Origin of the sequence: Sphingomonas sp. 179-A 2A2 NHS, assembly GCF_045371305.1 — a bacterium.
Classification (GTDB): domain Bacteria; phylum Pseudomonadota; class Alphaproteobacteria; order Sphingomonadales; family Sphingomonadaceae; genus Sphingomonas.
On the sequence record NZ_JBIQDE010000003.1, the window covers coordinates 580,317 to 598,570 of the forward strand.

Below are 18,254 nucleotides of genomic sequence, written 5' to 3' on the forward strand. Positions count from 1 at the left end.
GGGTGTCGATGCGCCACCTGTTTCTTGCCCTGATCGCGGTTGCCGCACCGGCCCAGGCGCAATTGTGCGACGGCGCGAACGTCGCGATCGGCAAGGACGGCCGCGCACTCGGGCACCTGCCCTATGGCGATGCCGCGCCGGGGGCACTGGTGAGCGCGCCCACGGGCCTTTCGATCTATGGCTGCCAGCTGCGCCCCGAGGCGATGGCGGACCTGCAGAGATTGCTGGCGGCGGCGCAGGGCGACCCGGCCGTGCAGGGGCAGCTTTATGCCCTGTCCTGCCATCGTTCGATCGAGCGGCAACAGGCGACCTTTTGCCGGACGAGGCTGAGCGCGAGTGGCGAGGATCGCGCGATCTCCGCCGCGCCGCCGGGGCATAGCGAACACGCCACGGGCTATGCGCTGGATTTCACGGTGCGGCCCGCCAATGGCTGCCCGGATGCCGAGGCGTGCATGGCGGCGAAGCCCGCGTTTCGCTGGCTGGCGAAGAACGCGCCGCGCTTCGGCTTCGAAATGTCCTTCCCGCCGGGGAACAAGCAGAATGTGAAGTGGGAGCCGTGGCATTGGCGCTGGGTGGGCGCAAATGCGAATGTGCCCGGCGCGCAGCGGGCGCGGTTCCTGTTCCGCCGCGCGCGGGCGGAGTTTCCCGCCGATCCGGCGATCGACCCGGTTATGCCGAAGGTGACGCCGCCGCCGGCGGTGCAGACGATCGCGCCGCCTCCGCCGGAAACCCGCAAGCAGCGGCGGGAGCGGGAACGGCGCGAGCGGCAGGAAGAGAAAGCGCGGCGCAAGGCGCAGCGCGGGTAGGCCAAGCCGGGTCCCCGCGCCGGCTGCCACCCCGGCATCGTACCCGGGGTGGCGGGGTTCGCGATCAGCCCTTCAGCTTGGCGGCCGTCTCGGCAATGCGCTTGCCCTGGTAGCGGGCGCCGCCAAGGTCGATCTCGCTCGGCTGGCGGCTGCCGTCCCCGCCGGCGAGCGTGGTGGCGCCATAAGGCGAGCCGCCGTGGATCGCCTCCATGTTCATCTGCGCCTGATAGCCATAGTCGAGGCCGATCACCGTCATGCCGAAATGCAGCAAATTGGTGATGATCGAGAATAGGGTGACTTCCTGGCCGCCATGCTGGGTAGCGGTGGAGGTGAAGGCACCGCCGACCTTGCCGTTCAGCGCACCCTTTGCCCACAGGCCGCCGGCCTGATCGAGGAACGCGGCCATCTGGCTGGGCATGCGGCCGAAGCGGGTCGGCGCGCCGATGATGATCGCATCATAATCGGCCAGCGCATTCACGCTTTCGATCTCCGGGTGGGAATTGTCGACGCGGAAGCCCGCGGCCTCCGCCACTTCCTTCGGCGCCGTTTCGGGCACGCGGCGCACATCGACCTCGGCGCCGCCGGCCCGCGCGCCCTCGGCGATGGCATCGGCCATGGTGGCAAGGTGGCCGTAGGACGAATAATAAAGGACAAGAACCTTCGTCATGATGTGTCTCCAATGGCGCCCCTGCCGCGTGCGGGAGGGATCGGGGTTGGGGGCCTGTCACCAGACCCGGTAAACACGCGGGGGAGGATTTCGCCTCCCCCGCCCCTTCCGCCCACGCGGAAGGGCGTGCAGGTCACTCGGCGTCGACGAGAACCAGTTCGGCCTCTTCGGTTGCCGCAATCGTGTACGTACCGCCGACCAGCGCCGCGCCATCACGGGTGTTGATGGCCTCGCCGTCGATGGTGATCGCGCCCGTCGCCGGGACGAGATAGGCGTGCCGCCCCTCGCCCACGGTGTAGGTGACGGTCTCGCCAGCCTTCAGCGTGGCGCCCATCACCCGCGCATCCGCGCGGATCGGCAGCGCCTCGGCATCCTCGGCAAAGCCGCTGGCGAGCACCACGAAGCGGCCGGAGCGATCGCCCTTGGGGAAGGGCTTGGCGCCCCACGCCGGGCTGCCGCCCTTCGCACGCGGCTCGATCCAGATCTGGAAGAGCGTGGTGGTCTCGTCCTCCAGATTATATTCCGCGTGGCGAACGCCCGTGCCGGCGCTCATCACCTGCACATCGCCAGCGCCGGTGCGGCCCTTGTTGCCCATCGAATCCTGGTGGGTGACGGCGCCGGTACGGACATAGGTGATGATCTCCATGTCGCGGTGCGGGTGCGGCGGGAAACCGGTCTGCGGGGCGATCTTGTCATCGTTCCAGACGCGGATTGCGCCCCAGCCCATGCGGGCGGGATCATAGTAATTGGCGAAGCTGAAATGATGCCGCGCGTCCAGCCAGCCATGATCGGCGTGGCCGAGGCTTTCGAAGGGGCGGCGATCGATGCGGGAGCGGGTGTCGGTCATGAAAACCTCCGTTGTTGAGGCGGAGATAAGATGAAGCGCGGGTCGCGAAAACCGAAACGATTGAAACGGATTGTTTCAGATGATACGCCAGCATCATGCGGCTGCCTGATCTTGAAGCCTGGGCGATCTTCGCCACCGTTGCCGAGCATCGCTCGTTCACCGCTGCGGCGGACGCGCTGGGGCTGAGCAAGGCGACCGTCTCCAAGGCCGTGTCTCGGCTGGAGGCGGATCTTGGCCAGTCGCTGTTCCATCGTACGTCGCGGCGCCTGTCATTGACCGAGGCGGGGCGGCCGCTGGCCGAACATGCCGCGCTGATCCTAGCCTCCGCGCAGGCGGCGGAGGAAGCGGCGCGCGATGCGGCGAGCGCGCCGGCGGGGCGGATCCGGCTGGCCGCGCCGATGACCTTCGGCGTTTCGCATGTCGCGCCGCTGCTGGCGGAGTTCCTGGCGGCACATCCGGGGATCGAGGTGGAGTTGAACCTCTCCGACGCACGTGTGGACATCGTCGCCGAGGGGTTCGACGTCGCGCTGCGCATCGCGGAATTGCCGGACAGCTCGCTGCGCGCGCGGCGGCTGTGCTCGATCAATTCCTACCTTGTCGCGGCGCCCGCCTATCTGGAGCGTCACGGCACGCCGACGCATCCCGGGCAGCTGGGGGACCACGCGCTGCTCGGCTATACCAACGTCTCCGGCCCGTGGCGCTTTCGGGGGCCCGAGGGGACTGAGGTTTCGGTGAAGGCGCAGGGGCCGATCGCGGCGAACAGCGGCGAGGCGCTGATGCCGGCGCTGACCGGCGGGCTGGGCATCGCGCGGCTGCCCGCGTTCATCCTGGGCGATACGATGGAAACGGGCGCGGTGGTCGAGATCCTGCCGGATTGGCGGCCGGCGCCGGTCGGCCTGCACCTGCTGACGCCGCCGAGCCCGCTGCGCCCCGCGCGGGTCGAGGCGCTGATCGCCTTCCTGTCAGAACGGCTGCGCGATTGATCGAGATCGTTGTGCGCTTTCCAAGAGGCGCTACCCCGCGGGCATGACCGGAAAAGCCGCCATCCTCATCATCGACGTGCTCAACACCTTCGATTTCGACGGCGGGGACGCGTTGAAGCAGGCGGCCGCGGCGATGATCGATCCGATCACGTCGCTGCGCGAGCAGGCCGCCGCGGCGGACGTGCCGGTGATCTTCGTCAACGACAATTACGGCCGCTGGCGCGACGAGTGGAGCGACCTCATCGGCTGGATCCGCGAAGGCAAGGGGGCGCAGATCGCACAGGCGCTGGCACCCACGCCTGAGGATTATTTCGTCATCAAGCCCGAATCCTCCGGCTTCTACGCCACCACCTTGCCTGCGCTGCTGCCGCGGCTGGGGATCACGCGGCTGGTGATCTGCGGGCTGGCGGCGGACATCTGCGTGCTGTTCACCGCCGCGGACGGGCATATGCGCGAATATGACCTGTGGGTGCCGGCGGACGCGACCGGCGCGCAGGAGCCGCAGCGTGCGCGCTGGGCGATCGAGCTGATGGCGAACGGCATGAGCGCCAACACCAGCCCGACGGGCAAACTCACGCTCGCCGACTGGCTGGCGATGAAGCCCAAGGTGGGGATGGGCAGCGACGCCGATTGATCTGTTGCAACATCGGGAATTCTGCCACGTTCGTCGGTGATGAACCGGCTTGCCCCCGATGACGACGACGCGCGGTTCATCCGCCGGCTGTTCCTGATCCTTGTCGTCGGGGCGCTGGCCGCGGCGCTCTACTTCATGGGCGACCTGCTGATCCTCGCCTTCGGATCGATCCTGGGTGCGATCGTCATCCATGCGATCGCCGAGATCTACGAGAAGCGGTTGCGCATGCCGCAAAAGGCGGCGCTGGGCACCGCGATCATCACGATCCTGGCGATCATGGGGCTGCTGGGCTGGCTGTTCGGCGTCGAGTTTCGCACTCAGGTCAACGTGCTGGTGACCGAGCTGCCGGGCATCCTGGACGAGATCGGCGGACAGATGTCGCAATCGCCGGTCGGCGCGAAGGTGGTCGACGCCGTGCGCGCGGCCTTCGCCGGCAGCCGGATCGCGCAGGACATCGGCGGGCTGGCGGAAGGCGCCGGCGCGTTCGTGCTGAACGCCCTGCTGGTGCTGGTTGGCGCGATCTTCTTCGCGGTCGATCCCAAGATCTACGAGCGCGGCTTCCTGCTGCTGATGCCGCCGTCAAAGCGCGCCGTGGTGGAGGATGCGCTGCTCGACACCGCTTCCACGCTGCGGCTGTGGCTGCGCGCACAGCTGATCCAGATGACGACCATGGGGCTGCTGATCGGGGTTGGCCTGTGGTGGATCGGCGTCCCCTCCTCGCCGGCGCTTGGCCTCCTCACCGGCATCAGCGAGTTCATCCCTTATGTCGGCCCGCTCGCGGCGATGATCCCGGCGCTTGGCCTCGCCGCCACCAAGTCCGTCAGCCACGTGCTGTGGACGCTGGGCGTGTTTGCGATCGTCCGGGTGATCCAGACCAATTTCATCACGCCCTATGTAACCAGCCGGGTGATCGCCATTCCGCCCGCCGTGACGCTGTTCGCGATCCTGGGCATCGGTGCCGTATTCGGACTTTTCGGCCTGTTCTTCTCGGCTGCGTTGCTGGTGGTGATCTATACCCTGATCCGCAGCCTGTACCTGCGCGACACATTGGGCGAGGATATTCCCAGAAGCCGTCACCGATCACTGTTCACGGCCGACGGCACCGAGCGCGACTCGGCAGTTAAGCTGGATTAATTCCTAATTAACCTTTTGCGTTCATTCCTCGTGTGGTTAATGAATCGGTTGGGGCGCGGCGGTGTTGCCGCGGCGCTCGCAAACGGGGGAACGACTCATGCGAGTGCTGCTGATCGAGGACGAGCCGACGACCGCCAAGGCGATCGATCTGATGCTGTCCGCCGAAGGCTTCAACGTCTACCAGACCGATCTGGGCGAGGAAGGCTTGGATCTTGGCAAGCTGTATGATTACGACATCATCCTGCTCGATCTGAACTTGCCGGACATGCACGGCTATGACGTGCTGAAGAAGCTGCGCGTCGCGCGCGTCTCGACGCCGGTGCTGATCCTGTCGGGCGTGAGCGAGATGGATTCGAAGGTGCGCAGCTTCGGCTTCGGCGCCGACGATTACGTCACCAAGCCGTTCCACCGCGAGGAACTGGTGGCGCGCATCCATGCCGTCGTGCGCCGATCGAAGGGCCACTCGCAGTCGGTGATCAAGACCGGCAAGCTCTCGGTGAACCTCGATGCCAAGACCGTCGAAGTCGATGGCGCGCGCGTTCACCTGACGGGCAAGGAATATGCGATGCTGGAGCTGCTGTCGCTCCGCAAGGGCACGACGCTGACCAAGGAGATGTTCCTGAACCATCTCTATGGCGGCATGGACGAGCCCGAACTGAAGATCATCGACGTCTTCATCTGCAAGCTGCGCAAAAAGCTGAGCATGGCGTGCGAAGGCGAGAATTACATCGAGACGGTGTGGGGCCGCGGCTATGTGCTGCGTGAACCCGACGAGGTGACCGCCAAGGTCGCCTGACATCACGAGTTTACCGGCTCCCGCGTAAGGGGAGTGGGCCGCGGCATCGGGGGGTGCCGCGGCCCTTCTGCTTTATGGCGCGCCTACCTAAGCCTGGCGCCGCGCCACCAGCCCTTGCAGATGATCGCGCAAGGCAAAAGCATTCGCCTCCCAAGTGAACCCTTCCGCAAAGCGGCGCACATCGGCCGCTGCGGGCGGCGCGGCCAGCACATCATGGATGGCGGCGGCGAAGGCGGCGGCGTCGCGCGGCACGATGCGCCCCGCGACCGGCCCGGTCACCAGTTCGGCGGCGCCGCCGGCACCGGTGATCACCACCGGCGTGCCGCAGGCGAGCGCCTCGACCCAGGCATTGGCAAGCCCTTCGGACGCGGAGGCGAGCGCCATCGCGTCCGCCCCGGCGATCAGCGCCGGCAGCTCGCCATGCGGCACCGCGCCGAGCAGACGGATGCGATCCGCCGCGTTATGCCGGGCAATCGCCGCCTGTAGCGCGGCGCGCTCCGGCCCCTCCCCTGCGATCAGCAGCGAGACGCCTGGCAGGCGCGCCACCGCGTCGATCACCACGTCATGCCCCTTGCGCGGGATGAGCGCGCCGACCGAGATCACCAGGGGCCCGCTGATCCCCAGTGTCGCCTTAGCGGCGGCGCGATCGACCGGGGCGAAACGGGTGAGATCGACGCCGGTATGGTGGACGCGGACCTTGCCGGCAGGAATTCCGATCGCGGCCATGTCGTCGCGCATCGCGGCGGAGACGGCGAGCAGGCCCTCGGCCCCCTGCCCGGCCGCGAGCACCTGGCGCGCCGTGCCTGCCGCGTGGCCCCAGTGATGGATGTCCGCACCGCGCGCCTTGATCGAGACGGGCACGCCGAACCGCCGCCCGAGCGCAACTGCCGCGGGACCATCGGGGAAGAAGAAGGACGCGTCGATCACGTCGAACGGAAAGTCCGCGCCCAGCCGGCGAAGCACGGGCTCGAGCGTGCGCACCAGCGCCGGGGCATGGAACCGACCGCCCATTCCCGGCCAGACGGTGAAGCGCGGACGCTGGACCTCAAGTCCCTTCCATGTTTCGGCACGCGGCACCGTGGCGAGCGGGCGATAATGCGCGTGGCGCCTAAGCGGCCACGGCGGCAGGCCGATCGGCGCCACCACCCGCACCTCCACATCCGGCAGCGCGGCAAGGCCGATCGTCTGCCGTTCGACGAACACGCCGAAATTGGGGCGGCTCTCGTCCGGGAACAGCGTGGAAAGCGTCAGCACGCGAAGCATCGGCCACCCCCTAGTTCCGACAGGTTAAGGCGACGCTTCCGCCAGACGGAGCAGCGCCACGCGGCCATCCTAGCCTCGCTTCGCCCGCCCTGCTAATCAGCAACCATGGGTCATGCGCACCACGGCCACGGGCACCACCATGGGGATCACCACGGAGGCCACGATCATGGCCACCATCATCACCCCGCGCCGCCCGCGACCTGGGATCGCGCCTTCGCGATCGGCATCTCGCTCAACCTCGTCTATGTCGTGGCGGAGGCATCGGCCGGGCTGTGGACCGGTTCCGTCGCGCTGCTTGCCGACGCCGGGCACAATCTGTCCGATGTGCTTGGCCTGGCGGTGGCCTGGGCCGGGGCGGTGCTTGCCCGCACCCCGCCGTCGAAGCGCTTCACGTACGGCCTGAAAGGATCGACGATCCTCGCCGCGCTGGCGAACGCGGTGCTGCTGCTGGTGGCGATCGGCGCCATTTCCGTGGAGGCAGTGAACCGTTTCGGGGAGCCGGCGACCGTACCGGGGCTGACCGTTTCTGCGGTGGCGGCGGTCGGCATCCTGATCAACGGGGTGACGGCGTGGCTGTTCGCGCGCGGGCGAAAGGGCGACGTGAACATCCGCGGTGCCTATCTGCACATGCTGGCCGATGCGGCGGTTTCCGCCGGCGTGGTGCTGGCGGGCATCGGCATCTGGCTGACGGGCGCATCGTGGATCGATCCCGTCGTCAGCCTCGCCATCGCGGCGCTGATCTTCTGGCAGACGTGGGGGCTGCTGCGCGAGACGGTGGAGATGAGCCTTGCCGCCGTGCCGCGGGCCATCGATTACGATCGCGTGCGCGCGGCGCTCGCCGGCCTGCCGGGCGTGGCGGCGATCCACGATCTTCATATCTGGCCGATGTCCACCACCGAGCCGGTGCTGACGGCGCATCTGCTGATGCCGGGCGGCCACCCGGGAGATGCGTTTCTGCAATCGGCGCAGGACATGCTGCACCATGATTTCGGCATCGGCCATGCGACGCTGCAGGTGGAGACCGGCGACGGCGCCTGCGTCCTGGAGCCGGCGGAGGCGATCTAGCCGGGTTTAGGTGCCACTCCGGAGTTGATCCGGGTGCCGCTGGATTGTCGGTGGTGTGAGCAGAAGCGGACCCCGGCTCGGGGCCGGGGTGACGACAGGTATCGGCGCCGCTCAGTAGACTCGTGCGATGGCGAATTCGACTGCCTCGATCATCGCGTCCTTGGCCTTGCCGCTGGCGAAGGGGCCAAGCGCGTCGATCGCGCGCTGGCCGTAATGGCGTGCGCGGGCGATCGTGTCGTCGACGGCGCGGGTGGCGCGGACCAGCTCGATCGCATGGGCGAAATCCGCGTCCGTGTCGCGCCGGCCCTCGACCGCATCCTTCCAGAACTTGCGTTCCTCTTCGCTGCCGCGCGCATACGCCAGGATCACCGGCAGGGTCATCTTGCCCTCGCGGAAATCGTCGCCCGCGTCCTTGCCCATCGTGCCCGCGTCCGACGTATAGTCGATCGCATCGTCGACCAGCTGGAAGGCGATGCCGAGGTTACGGCCGTAGGCGTCGAGCGCCACTTCCTCCGACTCCGGTCGCTCGGCCACCACCGCGGCGATGCGGCAGGCGGCGGCGAACAGCGCCGCGGTCTTGGCGTTGATGATCTCGAGATAGCGATCCTCCGCCGTATCGACGCGGCGCGCGGCGGTGAGCTGATGCACCTCGCCCTCCGCGATCACGGCGCTGGCGTTGGACAGGATCTTCAGCACCTTGAGGCTGCCGTCCTCCACCATCAGCTCGAAGCTGCGCGAGAACAGGAAATCGCCGACCAGCACGCTCGCCGGATTGCCCCAGATGATGTTCGCGGTGCGCTTGCCGCGGCGAAGATCGGACCCGTCGACCACGTCGTCGTGCAGCAGCGTCGCGGTGTGGATGAACTCGACCGCGGCGGCCAGCCGGTGATGGCGCGTGCCGGAATAGCCGAGCAGCTTGGCGCTCGCGAGCGTCAGCATCGGGCGCATGCGCTTGCCCCCGCCGGCGATCAGGTGACCGGCCAGTTCGGGAATCAGCGGGATCTGTGACTGCATGCGATCGAGGATCGCGGCATTCACAAGGTTCATGTCGCCAGCGACGAGCTGGATCATCGGATCAAGCGACGGCTGGCGGCCGGCGAGGCGGTGGATGGTGGCGCTCATCTGCAAGTGCCTCTACGGACGCGGGCGCAAGGCCGCAACCGCGGGATAGTGGGAGGACGCGAATGCCGGACGAGGTGCTGAGGGGTTATCGCAAGAGCATCGACAATATCGACGCGGCACTCGTTTGCCTGCTCGCCGAACGATTCAAGGTGACGCAGGCGGTGGGGCGCTACAAAGCCGAATCGGGGCTGCCCCCGGCCGATCCGGGCCGCGAGGAAGCACAGATCGCGCGGTTGCGCGCGCTGGCCGAGGAAGCCGAGCTCGATCCCGAATTCAGCGAGAAGTTCCTGCGTTTCATCATCGACGAGGTGATCCGCCACCACGAGCGGCTCCGCGGCTGATCATCGGGTAGCAGCGGATCAGGAACACCAGGGACGGCGGCGGCCTTCCCAGGGGCGCGCCAGCCCTTCCTCGATCAGCGTATCGCCGAGCGACTGGCCGTCACGCGTGACGATCGCGAGGCGGCGGCCGTAGCGATCGGTCGGGCGATCGGCATCGGCCAGCGTGACAGGGCCGGCGTTGAGCAATTCCTGCAACCGACGCGTCGCCTGTTCCCCCAGCGCCGCCTCCTCAGGACAGCGTGGCGGGTGGGTTTCGGGCGTGTCGATATCGGCAAGCCGCACCTTTTCGCCGCCGATCCAGATCGTGTCGCCATCCACCACGCAATTCTCGCCGCCGCCGGTGTGGCAAAGCGCGAAGTGGCGCGTCGTGGCTGCAGTGGCCGTGCCGGGCGCCGGCGTGTCGGCGACGAAAGAGACGCCGGCGGCGAGGCCGGTCGCGATCGCCAGCGCCAGCATTGCGGCGAACGGCAGCTTGCGCCGCCGACGCGGCCTAGGCCAGAAGCTGATCGGCGCAGGTGCGCGCCGGCGGGCGGCGGTGCGGTGGAACGAGCGGTCGTGGCGCATCGGCCAAGTCTGTGCCCGCCACCGGTAAGCGACCGATCAATCATCATCGTTAACAGGCGGCGCGGCGCCGCGGGATGATGGCCGCGGCGCCGCGTCGATGCATTATTTGCCGGTGAACTTCGCCGGGCGCTTTTCGAGGAAGCTCGCCATGCCCTCGCGGAAATCCTGGCTCTGGAACAAGGGCAGCAGCTGCAGATAGACGTGCTGCACATGGGTATCGAAGGTTTCTTCCATCCCCATGCGCATCAGCCGCTTGGCGCCCTGCACCGCCATCGGGGCGTTGGCCGCGATCTCCAGCGCCAGCGCGCGCGCGCGCGCGGCGACCTGATCGGCCGGCACGACTTCGTTGACGAGCCGTTCCTTGAGGCAATCCTCCGCCGACAGTGTGCGGCCGGTGAAGACGATCTCCGCCGCCTTGGCCCACCCGATCATGCGCGGCAGGAACCAGGTGCCGCCTGATTCGGGCAAAACGCCGCGCTTCACGAAGGCGGCGGCGAGCTTCGCTTCCGAGGCCATGACGCGGATGTCGCACCCGAGCGCCAGGTCCATGCCATAGCCCGCGGCCGAGCCGTTGAGCGCAGCGATCACCGGCTTGTCGAGCGCGTGGAGCACGGTGGGGGGCGTGTTGCGAAGGTCGATTGTCGCGCCGAAGGTGGCCGACGAAGATCCGATCCCCTCCCCCTTCGAGGCGGCGTTGAGATCGAGCCCGGCGCAGAAGGCGCGGCCGGTGCCGGTCAGCACGATCACGCGCACGTCGCGATCCTCGCCCGCCTTCACCAGCAGGCGGGTAAGCTCGTCCAGCATCGGGCCGGAGATGGTGTTCATCCGGTCCGGGCGGTTCAGCGTCAGCGTGGCGACGCCTTCGGAGACTTCGTAGGTTACGTCTTCGCTCATTCTTCCTCTCCCCTCACGCGGGCCGCGGCAGGCGCGCGACCGTCGCTTCATATTCCGCCATCGTCTCGTCGAAGATCTGCGCGACCGGCTTCACCTCGCGGATGCGCCCCGCCACTTGCCCGGTGAGCGCAATGCCCGCCTCCAGGTCGCCGCCGAAATAGACCGCCTGCGTATCGGCGAATTCGCCGAAGATGTTGGGCGTGCCCTCCTTCTCGATCCGCGTCGTGCGCTCGGTGCGCAGCGCGCGGAGCGCGGGGCCGGGGCCGCTGCGGTTGAGGAACACGGTGTCGGTCGAATCCGCCTCGACGATCGCCGTCTTCCAATTCTCGTGCACCGGGCTTTCGGCCGACGAGAGGATGCGCGTGCCCATCAGCACGCCCTCGGCGCCGAGCGCGAACGCGGCGGCCATGGTACGCCCGTCCATGATGCCGCCGGCGGCGACGACCGGGACGTCGACCGCCTCGACCACTTGCGGCACCAGCACCATGGTGGAGACGTCCTTGGCGTTCTTGAACCCGCCGCCCTCACCGCCCTCGACGATCAGGCCGTCGACACCGGCCTCGACCGCGCGCAGCGCGCCGGCCAGGCTCGGGACGACGTGAAATACGGTGAGGCCCGCGGCCTTCAGCATGCCGGTATATTTCATCGGGTCACCCGCCGAGGTGGTGACGAAGCGGATGCCCTGATCGATCACGAACTGGATGATGCCCGGATCGCGCACGAATGCCTGGGCGACGTTCACGCCGAACGGTTTGTCGGTCAGTTGCCGCATCTTGAGGATCTCGTCGCGCACCGCGTCGAGTTCACCCGACGACGTCTCGATGATCCCCATCCCGCCGGCGTTCGACACGGCCGACGACAAATGCGACCGCGCGATCCAGCCCATCGCTGCCTGGATGATCGGCTTCTCGATCCCGAGCATCTCGGTGACGCGCGTCTTCAGCGCCATTTCCCTCTCCCGCAATTGCGATTCGAAGATCGGGTTCGCACGAGCAGCGCCTTGGCGCCAGCCCCTTTCAAACAGTGAGTGCGAGCAGCGCGAAGGTCGCCAGCCAGTGCGTCCCCATGTAATCGTCCGCGAGATGCGGCAGGCTGGCGGCGAGGTGATCGTCCGCCGCTTCGCGTGCGACCGGCGCGATCGGGTGCGCCGGCAGCGCGGCTGCGATCGAGCGCCAGCACCATGCGCGACTGAGGTTCAGCCCGTCGAGATGCGCGATCTTCCCGTCGCTGCGATCGGACACGGTGGCGGGCGTGAACAGGCTCTGCGGGCGACCGGCGACGGCGTCCGGCAGGAAGACGTCGAACCAGCCCGCGAAGCCGTCGCCGAGCACGCGGCTCATCAGCAGCGCCTCGCACAGGGCGGAGGAGAGGAACTCGTCGCCGCCCGGCTCCCATGCCTGGCAGCCGCGATCCTCGCCGAACCAGTCGCGCGCGCGCGCGTCGATCAGCGTCACCAGCGCGGGATCATGATCGAGCGCCCAGTCACGTGCCAAGGTCAGCGCGAAGGCGGTGTTGTAGTGGGTGCCGACGCGGATCGGATAGGTGAGCTTGGGCAAATGCTGGTGGAAGCGTTCGGCAAAGGCGCGCGCGAGTGGTTCGAGCGCCGCGCCCCAGGCCGCGTCATGCCGCACCGCCTCGCCATGCAGTGCCAGGACCCAGGCCCAGCCGTACGGCCGTTCGAACCCAGCCGCATAGGGTCGCGCCAGCACCGCCAGCTCGCCAGCGACTTTCTCCGGCACCAGCATCTCGTTGGCGCGGCGGCCAATCTGCGCGGCTTCGGGCAGATCGGGGAACAGCCGTGCGATCGTCAGCAGCTGCCACCAGCCATGGACGCAGCTGTGCCAATCGAAGCTGCCGTGGAAGATCGGGTGAATCTCATGCGGTTCGCGCAGATCCTCCGGCCCAGTCAGCACCTGATCAAGCTTGAAGGGATAACGCTGCCCGACATGGCCCAGCGTGAGCCGGGCAAAGCCGGCGGCGACATCGGGCGTCAGGGTCATGCAACGATCCACCACAACAAAAGCACATTGAACACGAGCAGCGACAGCGCTGTGGGCACCTGCGCGCGGATCACGCCGTTGCGATCCTTCAGCTCAAGAAGCGCGGCGGGGACGAGATTGAAGTTCGCCGCCATCGGCGTCATCAGCGTGCCGCAGAAGCCTGCCAGCATGCCAACCGCCGCGACCGGCGCGGGATCCGCGCCATAGGCCTGCACCAGCAGCGGAATGCCGACCGCCGCGGCCATCACCGGGAAGGCGGCAAAGGCATTGCCCATCACCATCGTGAACAGCGCCATGCCAAGCCCGAAGGCGAGCACCGCGCCAAGCACGCTGCCGGTGGGTATGGCGACGCCGATGAGCCGGCCGACCACCTCGCCGACACCCGCCAGCGCAAACACAGCGCCGAGGCTCGCGAGCATCTGCGGCAGCACCGCGGCCCAGCCGATATCGTCCATCAAAGCACGGCCAGCGCGGAACGGCTCGCCGGGCGCCGGCCGGAGCCAGGCGTAGCAAAGTGCAAGCGCCAGCAGCACGCCCGCCGCCAGCGCCACCAAGGTCGCCTGCTTGCCGTCGAACACCGCCGGGAATTGCTTGAAGACGAAGGTGCCGATCAGCGCCGTCGCCGGGATCACCAATGCGGGCACGAACACCATCGCGCCGCGCGCTGCTGGCTCGCCCGTCGGCACGCGCCGCTTCATCCGCCCGCTCGCGGCGATCGCCACCAGCGCCAGGACGAGCACGCCATTGCCAATGTCGCCCAGCCAGTCGCCGACGAGGAAGCTCGTTGCCACCAGCGCGTAGAAGCCGGTATTGGCCCAGCGCCGCTCGGCGAGCGAGAGGATCGCGAAGGCGAGGAACGTCAGCCCAGCGACGAGATAGACGAAGTTCAGCCCGATCATGCGCGGCGCGCCTTGCGATCGAGCAGCCACAGCCGCGTGCCATGGATGGCGAAGGCGGCGATCGCGGTGGGGATCGCCCAGACCGACATGTGCAGCGGCTCGACGAAGATGCCGTAGCCCTCCAGCACGCCCTTCATCAGCAGGATCGATCCGATCGCGATGAAGATGTCCTCGCCGAAGAACAGCCCGATATTGTCGGTGGCGGCGGCCATCGCCTTCACCTTTTCGGGATCATGCGCCTCCCCCGCCGCCGCCTCCGCCATCGGGGCGATCAGCGGGCGGACGGTCTGCGCGGGCCCGGCGACGGAGGTAAGACCAAGCGCGGCAGTGATCTGGCGGAACGCGAGATAGGCGATCAGCAGCCGCCCGGTCGTCAGCCCCTTCAGCCCGCCCACCAAAGCACGCGCGCGCGCCTGCAGGCCATTGCGCTCCAGCAGGCCGATCACGGGGAGCACGATATAGATGGCGGTGACATAGCGGGTATCGTTGAACGCCTTGCCGAATGCAGCGAGGATGGCGAGCGGATCGATCCCTGCGGCAAGGCCGGTGACGAGCGCGGAGGCGGCGATCACCAGCATCGGGTTGAAGCGCAACAGGAAGCCGAGCGCGATGATCGCGATGCCGGCAAGGACGAGCATCAGGCGCCCTCCCGCGCATCAGTTCGCCGCCGCCCCGGGCGCCGCCATGTCATGGAAACCATCCGCCGATCTGTGCGGCAGCGGCGGTGCGCGGACAAGCCCGAAGCGGCGAGGTGGTTCGGCGCAATCGTGCGTATCGGCGACATTCAGCGATCCACTGGACGTTATGGCTGGCGAGACCGGTTCGACAGGAAATGCCCGGTTGCGGGTTTGTGGCCCACGACAGACTGGTGCGCGCTCGACGCATTTTCGGCTGGTTCTTCGTGAAAGCGTTGAACAATCAATGCCGCGCAGGCACCCCGCTGCAATGCGGTATGACCTAGCGGTTTTCGACTTCGACGGCACTCTTGCGGACACGACAGACTGGTTCTTCGGCTGCCTGAACGAGGTAGCTGACAAGTACGAGTTCAGGAAAACGACTGATGGCGAGCGCCAAGTACTTAGGCGGCTCGCAAGTCGCGAGATCATCAAACAACTCGGAGTGCCAATGTGGAGGATGCCGGCCATCGCGCGACACATGCGCAGAAGGGCGTCCGCCAACGTTGAATCGTTCCGGCTGTTTCCCGGAATCGATGCGCAGCTAGCGCTACTTCACGAAAGCGGCATGCGAATTGCCGTCGTCAGTTCAAATGCCGAGAGCAATGTCCGCGCTGTTCTAGGTCCGACGCTTTCGACGCAAATGAGCCTGTTAAGCTGCGGCTCCAGCATGTTCGGCAAGGCGGCCAAGCTGCGGGGTGCGATGAAGAAAGTCGGCGTCACGCGCGAGAGAACGATCTATGTGGGTGATGAGGCGCGAGATATCGAAGCCGCACATCAGGCCGGCATCGCCTCGGCTGCCGTTACTTGGGGCTATGCGCACCATGAAGCACTTGATCGCGAGCAACCAACCCTGATGCTCAACAGTGTCTCGGCGCTTCGCAAACTGCTCGACTGATGTTCACGCAAACAGGGGCCGCGCGCAGGTCTGATTTCCGACTAACCGAGACCTTCAAGACCGCGACGAAGCCGAGCAGTCAGCGTCTGAACGCCCGGCGCAGCGCGGCGATGCGGGATTGATTGGCCTCGCGCGTGATCGCTGCGTCGGGTGCGCCGTCGAAGCCGTGGATGGCGCCGGGCCAGATGTGGAACTCCGACGCCACGCCGGCGGTGAGGAGGCGCTGGGCGTAGGCGATATTCTCGTCGCGGAAGAGATCGAGGCTGCCGGTCGCGATATAGGTGGGCGGCAGGCCGGCGAGGCTCTCCGCGCGCGCCGCGGCGGCATAGGGTGAGACGCCCTCCCCGCCCGGTTCACGCCCAAGCATCGCCCGCCAGGCGAAGCGGTTGCTGTCGCGGTTCCAGATGAACTCGCCCGTCAGCGGATCGCCGTCGATCACGCCGGTGCGGTCGTCGATCATCGGGTACAGGAGGTGCTGGAACGCGAGGCGATGTTCGCCGCGGTCGCGTGCGAGCAGCGCCACTGCGGCGGCCAGCCCGCCGCCGGCGCTCTCGCCCATCACGCCGATCTGCGTCGGGTCTATGCCAAGCCGCCCGGCATTGGCGAAGGTCCAGGCAAGGCCGGCGTAGCAATCCTCGACCGGGCCGGGGAACGGTGTCTCGGGCGCGAGGCGATAGTCGACTGAGACGATGACGCAGCCTAGCGCGGCAACCATCGGGCGCAGCCGCGCGGCGCTGCCCTCCGGCGTGCCGAGCACGAAGCCGCCGCCGTGCATGTGGCAGATGCCGCCGGCATTCGGCACCGGCGCGGCCGGGCGGAAGATGACGAGGCCGAGATCCGGAGCGCCGGCCGGGCCGGGCACGGTGATCCGTTCCATCATCACGCCGTCATCGTCGGCGGGCGGCGGCTGGGCGGGCCAGCTGCGCGCCTGCTCCAGCACCTCTGCCGACATGGTCACCGAAGGCCACAGGTCGAGCAGCGGCAGCAGTTCGGGATCGACCAGATGCCGCGTGCTCATGACGCCGTCTCCTGTAGCTGCTGCGTCCTTATGCCGGCTGGAGCAGGCCTTCGCGGGCGATCTTCTCGCGCCACACGAGCGGGGCGAGCTGGTGGACGTTGTTGCCTTCGCTGTCGACCGCGACGGTGACCGGGAAGTCCTCCACCTCGAACTCGTAGATCGCCTCCATCCCGAGATCCTCGAAGCCCACGACCTTCGATCCCTTGATCGCGCGGGCGACGAGGTACGCCGCGCCGCCGACCGCCATCAGATAGGCGCTCTTGGCGTCCTTGATCGCATCGGTCGCCGCCGGCCCGCGCTCGGCCTTGCCGACCATCGCGAGCAGGCCCTGGTCGAGCATCATGCGGGTGAACTTGTCCATCCGCGTCGCGGTGGTGGGGCCGGCCGGGCCGACCACTTCCTCGCCGACCGGATCGACCGGGCCGACGTAATAGATCACGCGGCCCTTGAACTCGACCGGCAGCTCCTCGCCGGCGTCGAGCATGTCCTTGATCCGCTTGTGCGCGGCGTCACGCCCGGTCAGCATCTTGCCGTTCAGCAGCAGGCGATCGCCCTGCTTCCACGAGCGGACCATCTCCGGCGTCAGCGTGTCGAGGTCGACCCGGATCGCGGCCTTGTCCGGCGTCCAGTTGACCTTCGGCCATTCATCCAGCTTCGGCGTCTCGAGATATGCCGGGCCGCTGCCGTCGAGCGTGAAATGCGCGTGGCGGGTGGCGGCGCAGTTGGGGATCATCGCCACCGGCTTGCCCGCGGCGTGGCACGGCGCGTCCAGGATCTTCACGTCGAGGATGGTCGACAGCCCGCCGAGGCCCTGCGCCCCGATGCCGAGCGCGTTGACCTTGTCGAAGATCTCGATGCGCAGCGCCTCGATGTCGTTCTTGGGCCCGCGCGCCTTCAGCGGGCCCATGTCGATCGGCTCCATCAGCGCCTTCTTGGCGAGGAGCACGCAATGTTCCGCCGTGCCGCCGATGCCGATGCCGAGCATCCCCGGCGGGCACCAGCCGGCGCCCATCTGCGGCAGCATTTCCAGCACCCAGTCGACGATCGAATCGCTGGGGTTCATCATCTTGAACTTGGACTTGTTCTCGCTGCCGCCGCCCTTGGCCGCGACGTCGACCGAGACCTTGCTGCCCGGTACCATCTCGACATGGAGGACGCAGGGCGTGTTGTCCCTGGTGTTGCGGCGGGTGAAGGCGGGATCGGCGAGAACCGAGGCGCGCAGCTTGTTCTCCGGGTGGAGATACGCGCGCCGGACGCCTTCATCGACGATTTCCTGCATCGAGCGCGTCGTATCGTCGATGCGGCAGTCCATGCCCCATTTGACGAATACGTTGACGATGCCGGTGTCCTGGCAGATCGGCCGGTGGCCTTCCGCGCACATCCGCGAATTGGTCAGGATCTGCGCGATCGCATCCTTCGCAGCCGGGCCCTGCTCCGCCTCATAGGCGTCGCCAAGCGCGCGGATGTAATCCATCGGGTGATAGTAGCTGATGAACTGGAGCGCATCGGCAACGCTCTCGATCAGGTCTGCGGCGCGGATCGTCGTGGTCATGACGCGCTGCACTATGGCGCGCTGGCGGCGAGTGCAACGGGGGCGTCGGGATGCGACGCGCGGCGGCTGCTAACTCTTTCCCAATCTTCTCAGTCTA

The 18,254-nt window shown here is 67.6% G+C and carries 20 protein-coding genes; 8 read left to right on the forward strand and 12 right to left on the reverse strand.

Annotated elements, in window-relative coordinates:
* Positions 1-8: 8 nt before the first annotated feature.
* Complete coding sequence (locus ACH0AE_RS09160) at positions 9-806, forward strand: M15 family metallopeptidase (protein WP_294442069.1); 798 nt, start codon at positions 9-11, stop codon at positions 804-806.
* A gap of 64 nt (positions 807-870) precedes the next feature.
* Here the strand turns inward: ACH0AE_RS09160 and wrbA are convergent, their stop codons facing one another.
* The gene (wrbA, locus tag ACH0AE_RS09165) at positions 871-1,473 is read right to left on the reverse strand and encodes an NAD(P)H:quinone oxidoreductase (RefSeq protein ID WP_294442068.1); all 603 of its coding nucleotides are present in this window, start codon (positions 1,471-1,473) and stop codon (positions 871-873) included.
* Positions 1,474-1,606: 133 nt separating this feature from the next.
* Positions 1,607-2,320 carry a pirin family protein gene (locus ACH0AE_RS09170; protein WP_294442067.1) on the reverse strand — a complete coding sequence of 238 codons (714 nt, stop codon included), beginning with the start codon at positions 2,318-2,320 and terminating at the stop codon, positions 1,607-1,609.
* A gap of 95 nt (positions 2,321-2,415) precedes the next feature.
* Between ACH0AE_RS09170 and ACH0AE_RS09175 the strand changes: the two genes are divergently transcribed.
* The 4 genes from ACH0AE_RS09175 to ctrA all read left to right on the forward strand — a co-directional run bounded on the left by ACH0AE_RS09175 (position 2,416) and on the right by ctrA (position 5,867).
* The gene (locus tag ACH0AE_RS09175) at positions 2,416-3,303 is read left to right on the forward strand and encodes a LysR family transcriptional regulator (RefSeq protein ID WP_294442066.1); all 888 of its coding nucleotides are present in this window, start codon (positions 2,416-2,418) and stop codon (positions 3,301-3,303) included.
* 43 nt (positions 3,304-3,346) lie between these two features.
* Entirely contained in the window at positions 3,347-3,937 is a 591-nt protein-coding gene (locus tag ACH0AE_RS09180; protein WP_294442065.1) for a cysteine hydrolase family protein, read from the forward strand.
* A 39-nt stretch (positions 3,938-3,976) separates the two neighbouring features.
* Positions 3,977-5,071 (forward strand): AI-2E family transporter, encoded by a 1,095-nt coding sequence (locus tag ACH0AE_RS09185; protein WP_294442064.1) that lies wholly within the window; start codon positions 3,977-3,979, stop codon positions 5,069-5,071.
* A gap of 97 nt (positions 5,072-5,168) precedes the next feature.
* Positions 5,169-5,867 (forward strand): response regulator transcription factor CtrA, encoded by a 699-nt coding sequence (gene ctrA, locus ACH0AE_RS09190; RefSeq protein ID WP_294442063.1) that lies wholly within the window; start codon positions 5,169-5,171, stop codon positions 5,865-5,867.
* A gap of 87 nt (positions 5,868-5,954) precedes the next feature.
* Here the strand turns inward: ctrA and ACH0AE_RS09195 are convergent, their stop codons facing one another.
* Positions 5,955-7,130, reverse strand: coding sequence for a glycosyltransferase (locus tag ACH0AE_RS09195; RefSeq protein ID WP_294442062.1), 1,176 nt, complete (start codon positions 7,128-7,130; stop codon positions 5,955-5,957).
* A gap of 105 nt (positions 7,131-7,235) precedes the next feature.
* On the opposite strand from ACH0AE_RS09195, the gene ACH0AE_RS09200 reads away from it, so the two are divergent.
* Positions 7,236-8,195 carry a cation diffusion facilitator family transporter gene (locus ACH0AE_RS09200; protein ID WP_294442061.1) on the forward strand — a complete coding sequence of 320 codons (960 nt, stop codon included), beginning with the start codon at positions 7,236-7,238 and terminating at the stop codon, positions 8,193-8,195.
* A 111-nt stretch (positions 8,196-8,306) separates the two neighbouring features.
* On the opposite strand, the gene ACH0AE_RS09205 is transcribed toward ACH0AE_RS09200, so the two are convergent.
* Positions 8,307-9,317, reverse strand: a complete 1,011-nt coding sequence (locus tag ACH0AE_RS09205; protein ID WP_294442060.1) for a polyprenyl synthetase family protein — start codon at positions 9,315-9,317, stop codon at positions 8,307-8,309.
* A gap of 62 nt (positions 9,318-9,379) precedes the next feature.
* On the opposite strand from ACH0AE_RS09205, the gene ACH0AE_RS09210 reads away from it, so the two are divergent.
* The gene (locus ACH0AE_RS09210) at positions 9,380-9,658 is read left to right on the forward strand and encodes a chorismate mutase (protein WP_294442059.1); all 279 of its coding nucleotides are present in this window, start codon (positions 9,380-9,382) and stop codon (positions 9,656-9,658) included.
* Positions 9,659-9,676: 18 nt separating this feature from the next.
* Here ACH0AE_RS09210 and ACH0AE_RS09215 read toward each other — a convergent pair whose 3' ends face one another.
* The 6 genes from ACH0AE_RS09215 to ACH0AE_RS09240 all read right to left on the reverse strand — a co-directional run bounded on the left by ACH0AE_RS09215 (position 9,677) and on the right by ACH0AE_RS09240 (position 14,653).
* Positions 9,677-10,222 carry a thermonuclease family protein gene (locus ACH0AE_RS09215; protein ID WP_294442058.1) on the reverse strand — a complete coding sequence of 182 codons (546 nt, stop codon included), beginning with the start codon at positions 10,220-10,222 and terminating at the stop codon, positions 9,677-9,679.
* A 102-nt stretch (positions 10,223-10,324) separates the two neighbouring features.
* A complete protein-coding gene (locus tag ACH0AE_RS09220; protein WP_294442057.1) occupies positions 10,325-11,116 on the reverse strand; it encodes an enoyl-CoA hydratase/isomerase family protein in 792 nt (263 codons plus the stop codon).
* A gap of 13 nt (positions 11,117-11,129) precedes the next feature.
* Positions 11,130-12,080 (reverse strand): nitronate monooxygenase family protein, encoded by a 951-nt coding sequence (locus ACH0AE_RS09225; protein ID WP_294442056.1) that lies wholly within the window; start codon positions 12,078-12,080, stop codon positions 11,130-11,132.
* Between the two features lie 52 nt (positions 12,081-12,132).
* Positions 12,133-13,116, reverse strand: coding sequence for a DUF2891 domain-containing protein (locus ACH0AE_RS09230; RefSeq protein ID WP_294442055.1), 984 nt, complete (start codon positions 13,114-13,116; stop codon positions 12,133-12,135).
* Complete coding sequence (locus ACH0AE_RS09235) at positions 13,113-14,015, reverse strand: DUF979 domain-containing protein (protein WP_406875670.1); 903 nt, start codon at positions 14,013-14,015, stop codon at positions 13,113-13,115. The genes ACH0AE_RS09230 and ACH0AE_RS09235 overlap by 4 nt, the downstream gene beginning before the upstream one ends.
* On the reverse strand, positions 14,012-14,653 hold the full coding sequence (locus ACH0AE_RS09240) for a DUF969 domain-containing protein (protein WP_294442053.1): 642 nt from the start codon (positions 14,651-14,653) through the stop codon (positions 14,012-14,014). Before ACH0AE_RS09240 ends, ACH0AE_RS09235 begins: the two co-directional genes overlap by 4 nt.
* Between ACH0AE_RS09240 and ACH0AE_RS09245 the strand changes: the two genes are divergently transcribed.
* The gene (locus ACH0AE_RS09245; RefSeq protein ID WP_294442052.1) at positions 14,625-15,587 is read left to right on the forward strand and encodes an HAD hydrolase-like protein; all 963 of its coding nucleotides are present in this window, start codon (positions 14,625-14,627) and stop codon (positions 15,585-15,587) included. The two genes, ACH0AE_RS09240 and ACH0AE_RS09245, sit on opposite strands and share 29 nt — an antisense overlap.
* Positions 15,588-15,666: 79 nt before the next feature.
* On the opposite strand, the gene ACH0AE_RS09250 is transcribed toward ACH0AE_RS09245, so the two are convergent.
* Both ACH0AE_RS09250 and ACH0AE_RS09255 read right to left on the reverse strand, forming a co-directional pair.
* A complete protein-coding gene (locus tag ACH0AE_RS09250; RefSeq protein WP_294442051.1) occupies positions 15,667-16,605 on the reverse strand; it encodes an alpha/beta hydrolase in 939 nt (312 codons plus the stop codon).
* Positions 16,606-16,633: 28 nt separating this feature from the next.
* On the reverse strand, positions 16,634-18,157 hold the full coding sequence (locus ACH0AE_RS09255) for a fumarate hydratase (protein ID WP_294442050.1): 1,524 nt from the start codon (positions 18,155-18,157) through the stop codon (positions 16,634-16,636).
* Positions 18,158-18,254 lie beyond the last annotated feature (97 nt).

Coding starts and splice junctions, on each gene's coding strand:
- wrbA (WP_294442068.1), bottom strand. CDS start 1,473: ATGACGAAGGTTCTTGTCCTTTATTATTCGTCCTACGGCCACCTTGCC.
- ACH0AE_RS09210 (WP_294442059.1), top strand. CDS start 9,380: ATGCCGGACGAGGTGCTGAGGGGTTATCGCAAGAGCATCGACAATATC.
- ACH0AE_RS09215 (WP_294442058.1), bottom strand. CDS start 10,222: ATGCGCCACGACCGCTCGTTCCACCGCACCGCCGCCCGCCGGCGCGCA.
- ACH0AE_RS09235 (WP_406875670.1), bottom strand. CDS start 14,015: ATGATCGGGCTGAACTTCGTCTATCTCGTCGCTGGGCTGACGTTCCTC.
- ACH0AE_RS09200 (WP_294442061.1), top strand. CDS start 7,236: ATGGGTCATGCGCACCACGGCCACGGGCACCACCATGGGGATCACCAC.
- ACH0AE_RS09220 (WP_294442057.1), bottom strand. CDS start 11,116: ATGAGCGAAGACGTAACCTACGAAGTCTCCGAAGGCGTCGCCACGCTG.
- ACH0AE_RS09240 (WP_294442053.1), bottom strand. CDS start 14,653: ATGCTCGTCCTTGCCGGCATCGCGATCATCGCGCTCGGCTTCCTGTTG.
- ACH0AE_RS09175 (WP_294442066.1), top strand. CDS start 2,416: ATGCGGCTGCCTGATCTTGAAGCCTGGGCGATCTTCGCCACCGTTGCC.
- ACH0AE_RS09250 (WP_294442051.1), bottom strand. CDS start 16,605: ATGAGCACGCGGCATCTGGTCGATCCCGAACTGCTGCCGCTGCTCGAC.
- ACH0AE_RS09180 (WP_294442065.1), top strand. CDS start 3,347: ATGACCGGAAAAGCCGCCATCCTCATCATCGACGTGCTCAACACCTTC.
- ctrA (WP_294442063.1), top strand. CDS start 5,169: ATGCGAGTGCTGCTGATCGAGGACGAGCCGACGACCGCCAAGGCGATC.
- ACH0AE_RS09205 (WP_294442060.1), bottom strand. CDS start 9,317: ATGAGCGCCACCATCCACCGCCTCGCCGGCCGCCAGCCGTCGCTTGAT.
- ACH0AE_RS09170 (WP_294442067.1), bottom strand. CDS start 2,320: ATGACCGACACCCGCTCCCGCATCGATCGCCGCCCCTTCGAAAGCCTC.
- ACH0AE_RS09195 (WP_294442062.1), bottom strand. CDS start 7,130: ATGCTTCGCGTGCTGACGCTTTCCACGCTGTTCCCGGACGAGAGCCGC.
- ACH0AE_RS09185 (WP_294442064.1), top strand. CDS start 3,977: ATGAACCGGCTTGCCCCCGATGACGACGACGCGCGGTTCATCCGCCGG.
- ACH0AE_RS09245 (WP_294442052.1), top strand. CDS start 14,625: ATGATCGCGATGCCGGCAAGGACGAGCATCAGGCGCCCTCCCGCGCAT.
- ACH0AE_RS09160 (WP_294442069.1), top strand. CDS start 9: ATGCGCCACCTGTTTCTTGCCCTGATCGCGGTTGCCGCACCGGCCCAG.
- ACH0AE_RS09255 (WP_294442050.1), bottom strand. CDS start 18,157: ATGACCACGACGATCCGCGCCGCAGACCTGATCGAGAGCGTTGCCGAT.
- ACH0AE_RS09230 (WP_294442055.1), bottom strand. CDS start 13,116: ATGACCCTGACGCCCGATGTCGCCGCCGGCTTTGCCCGGCTCACGCTG.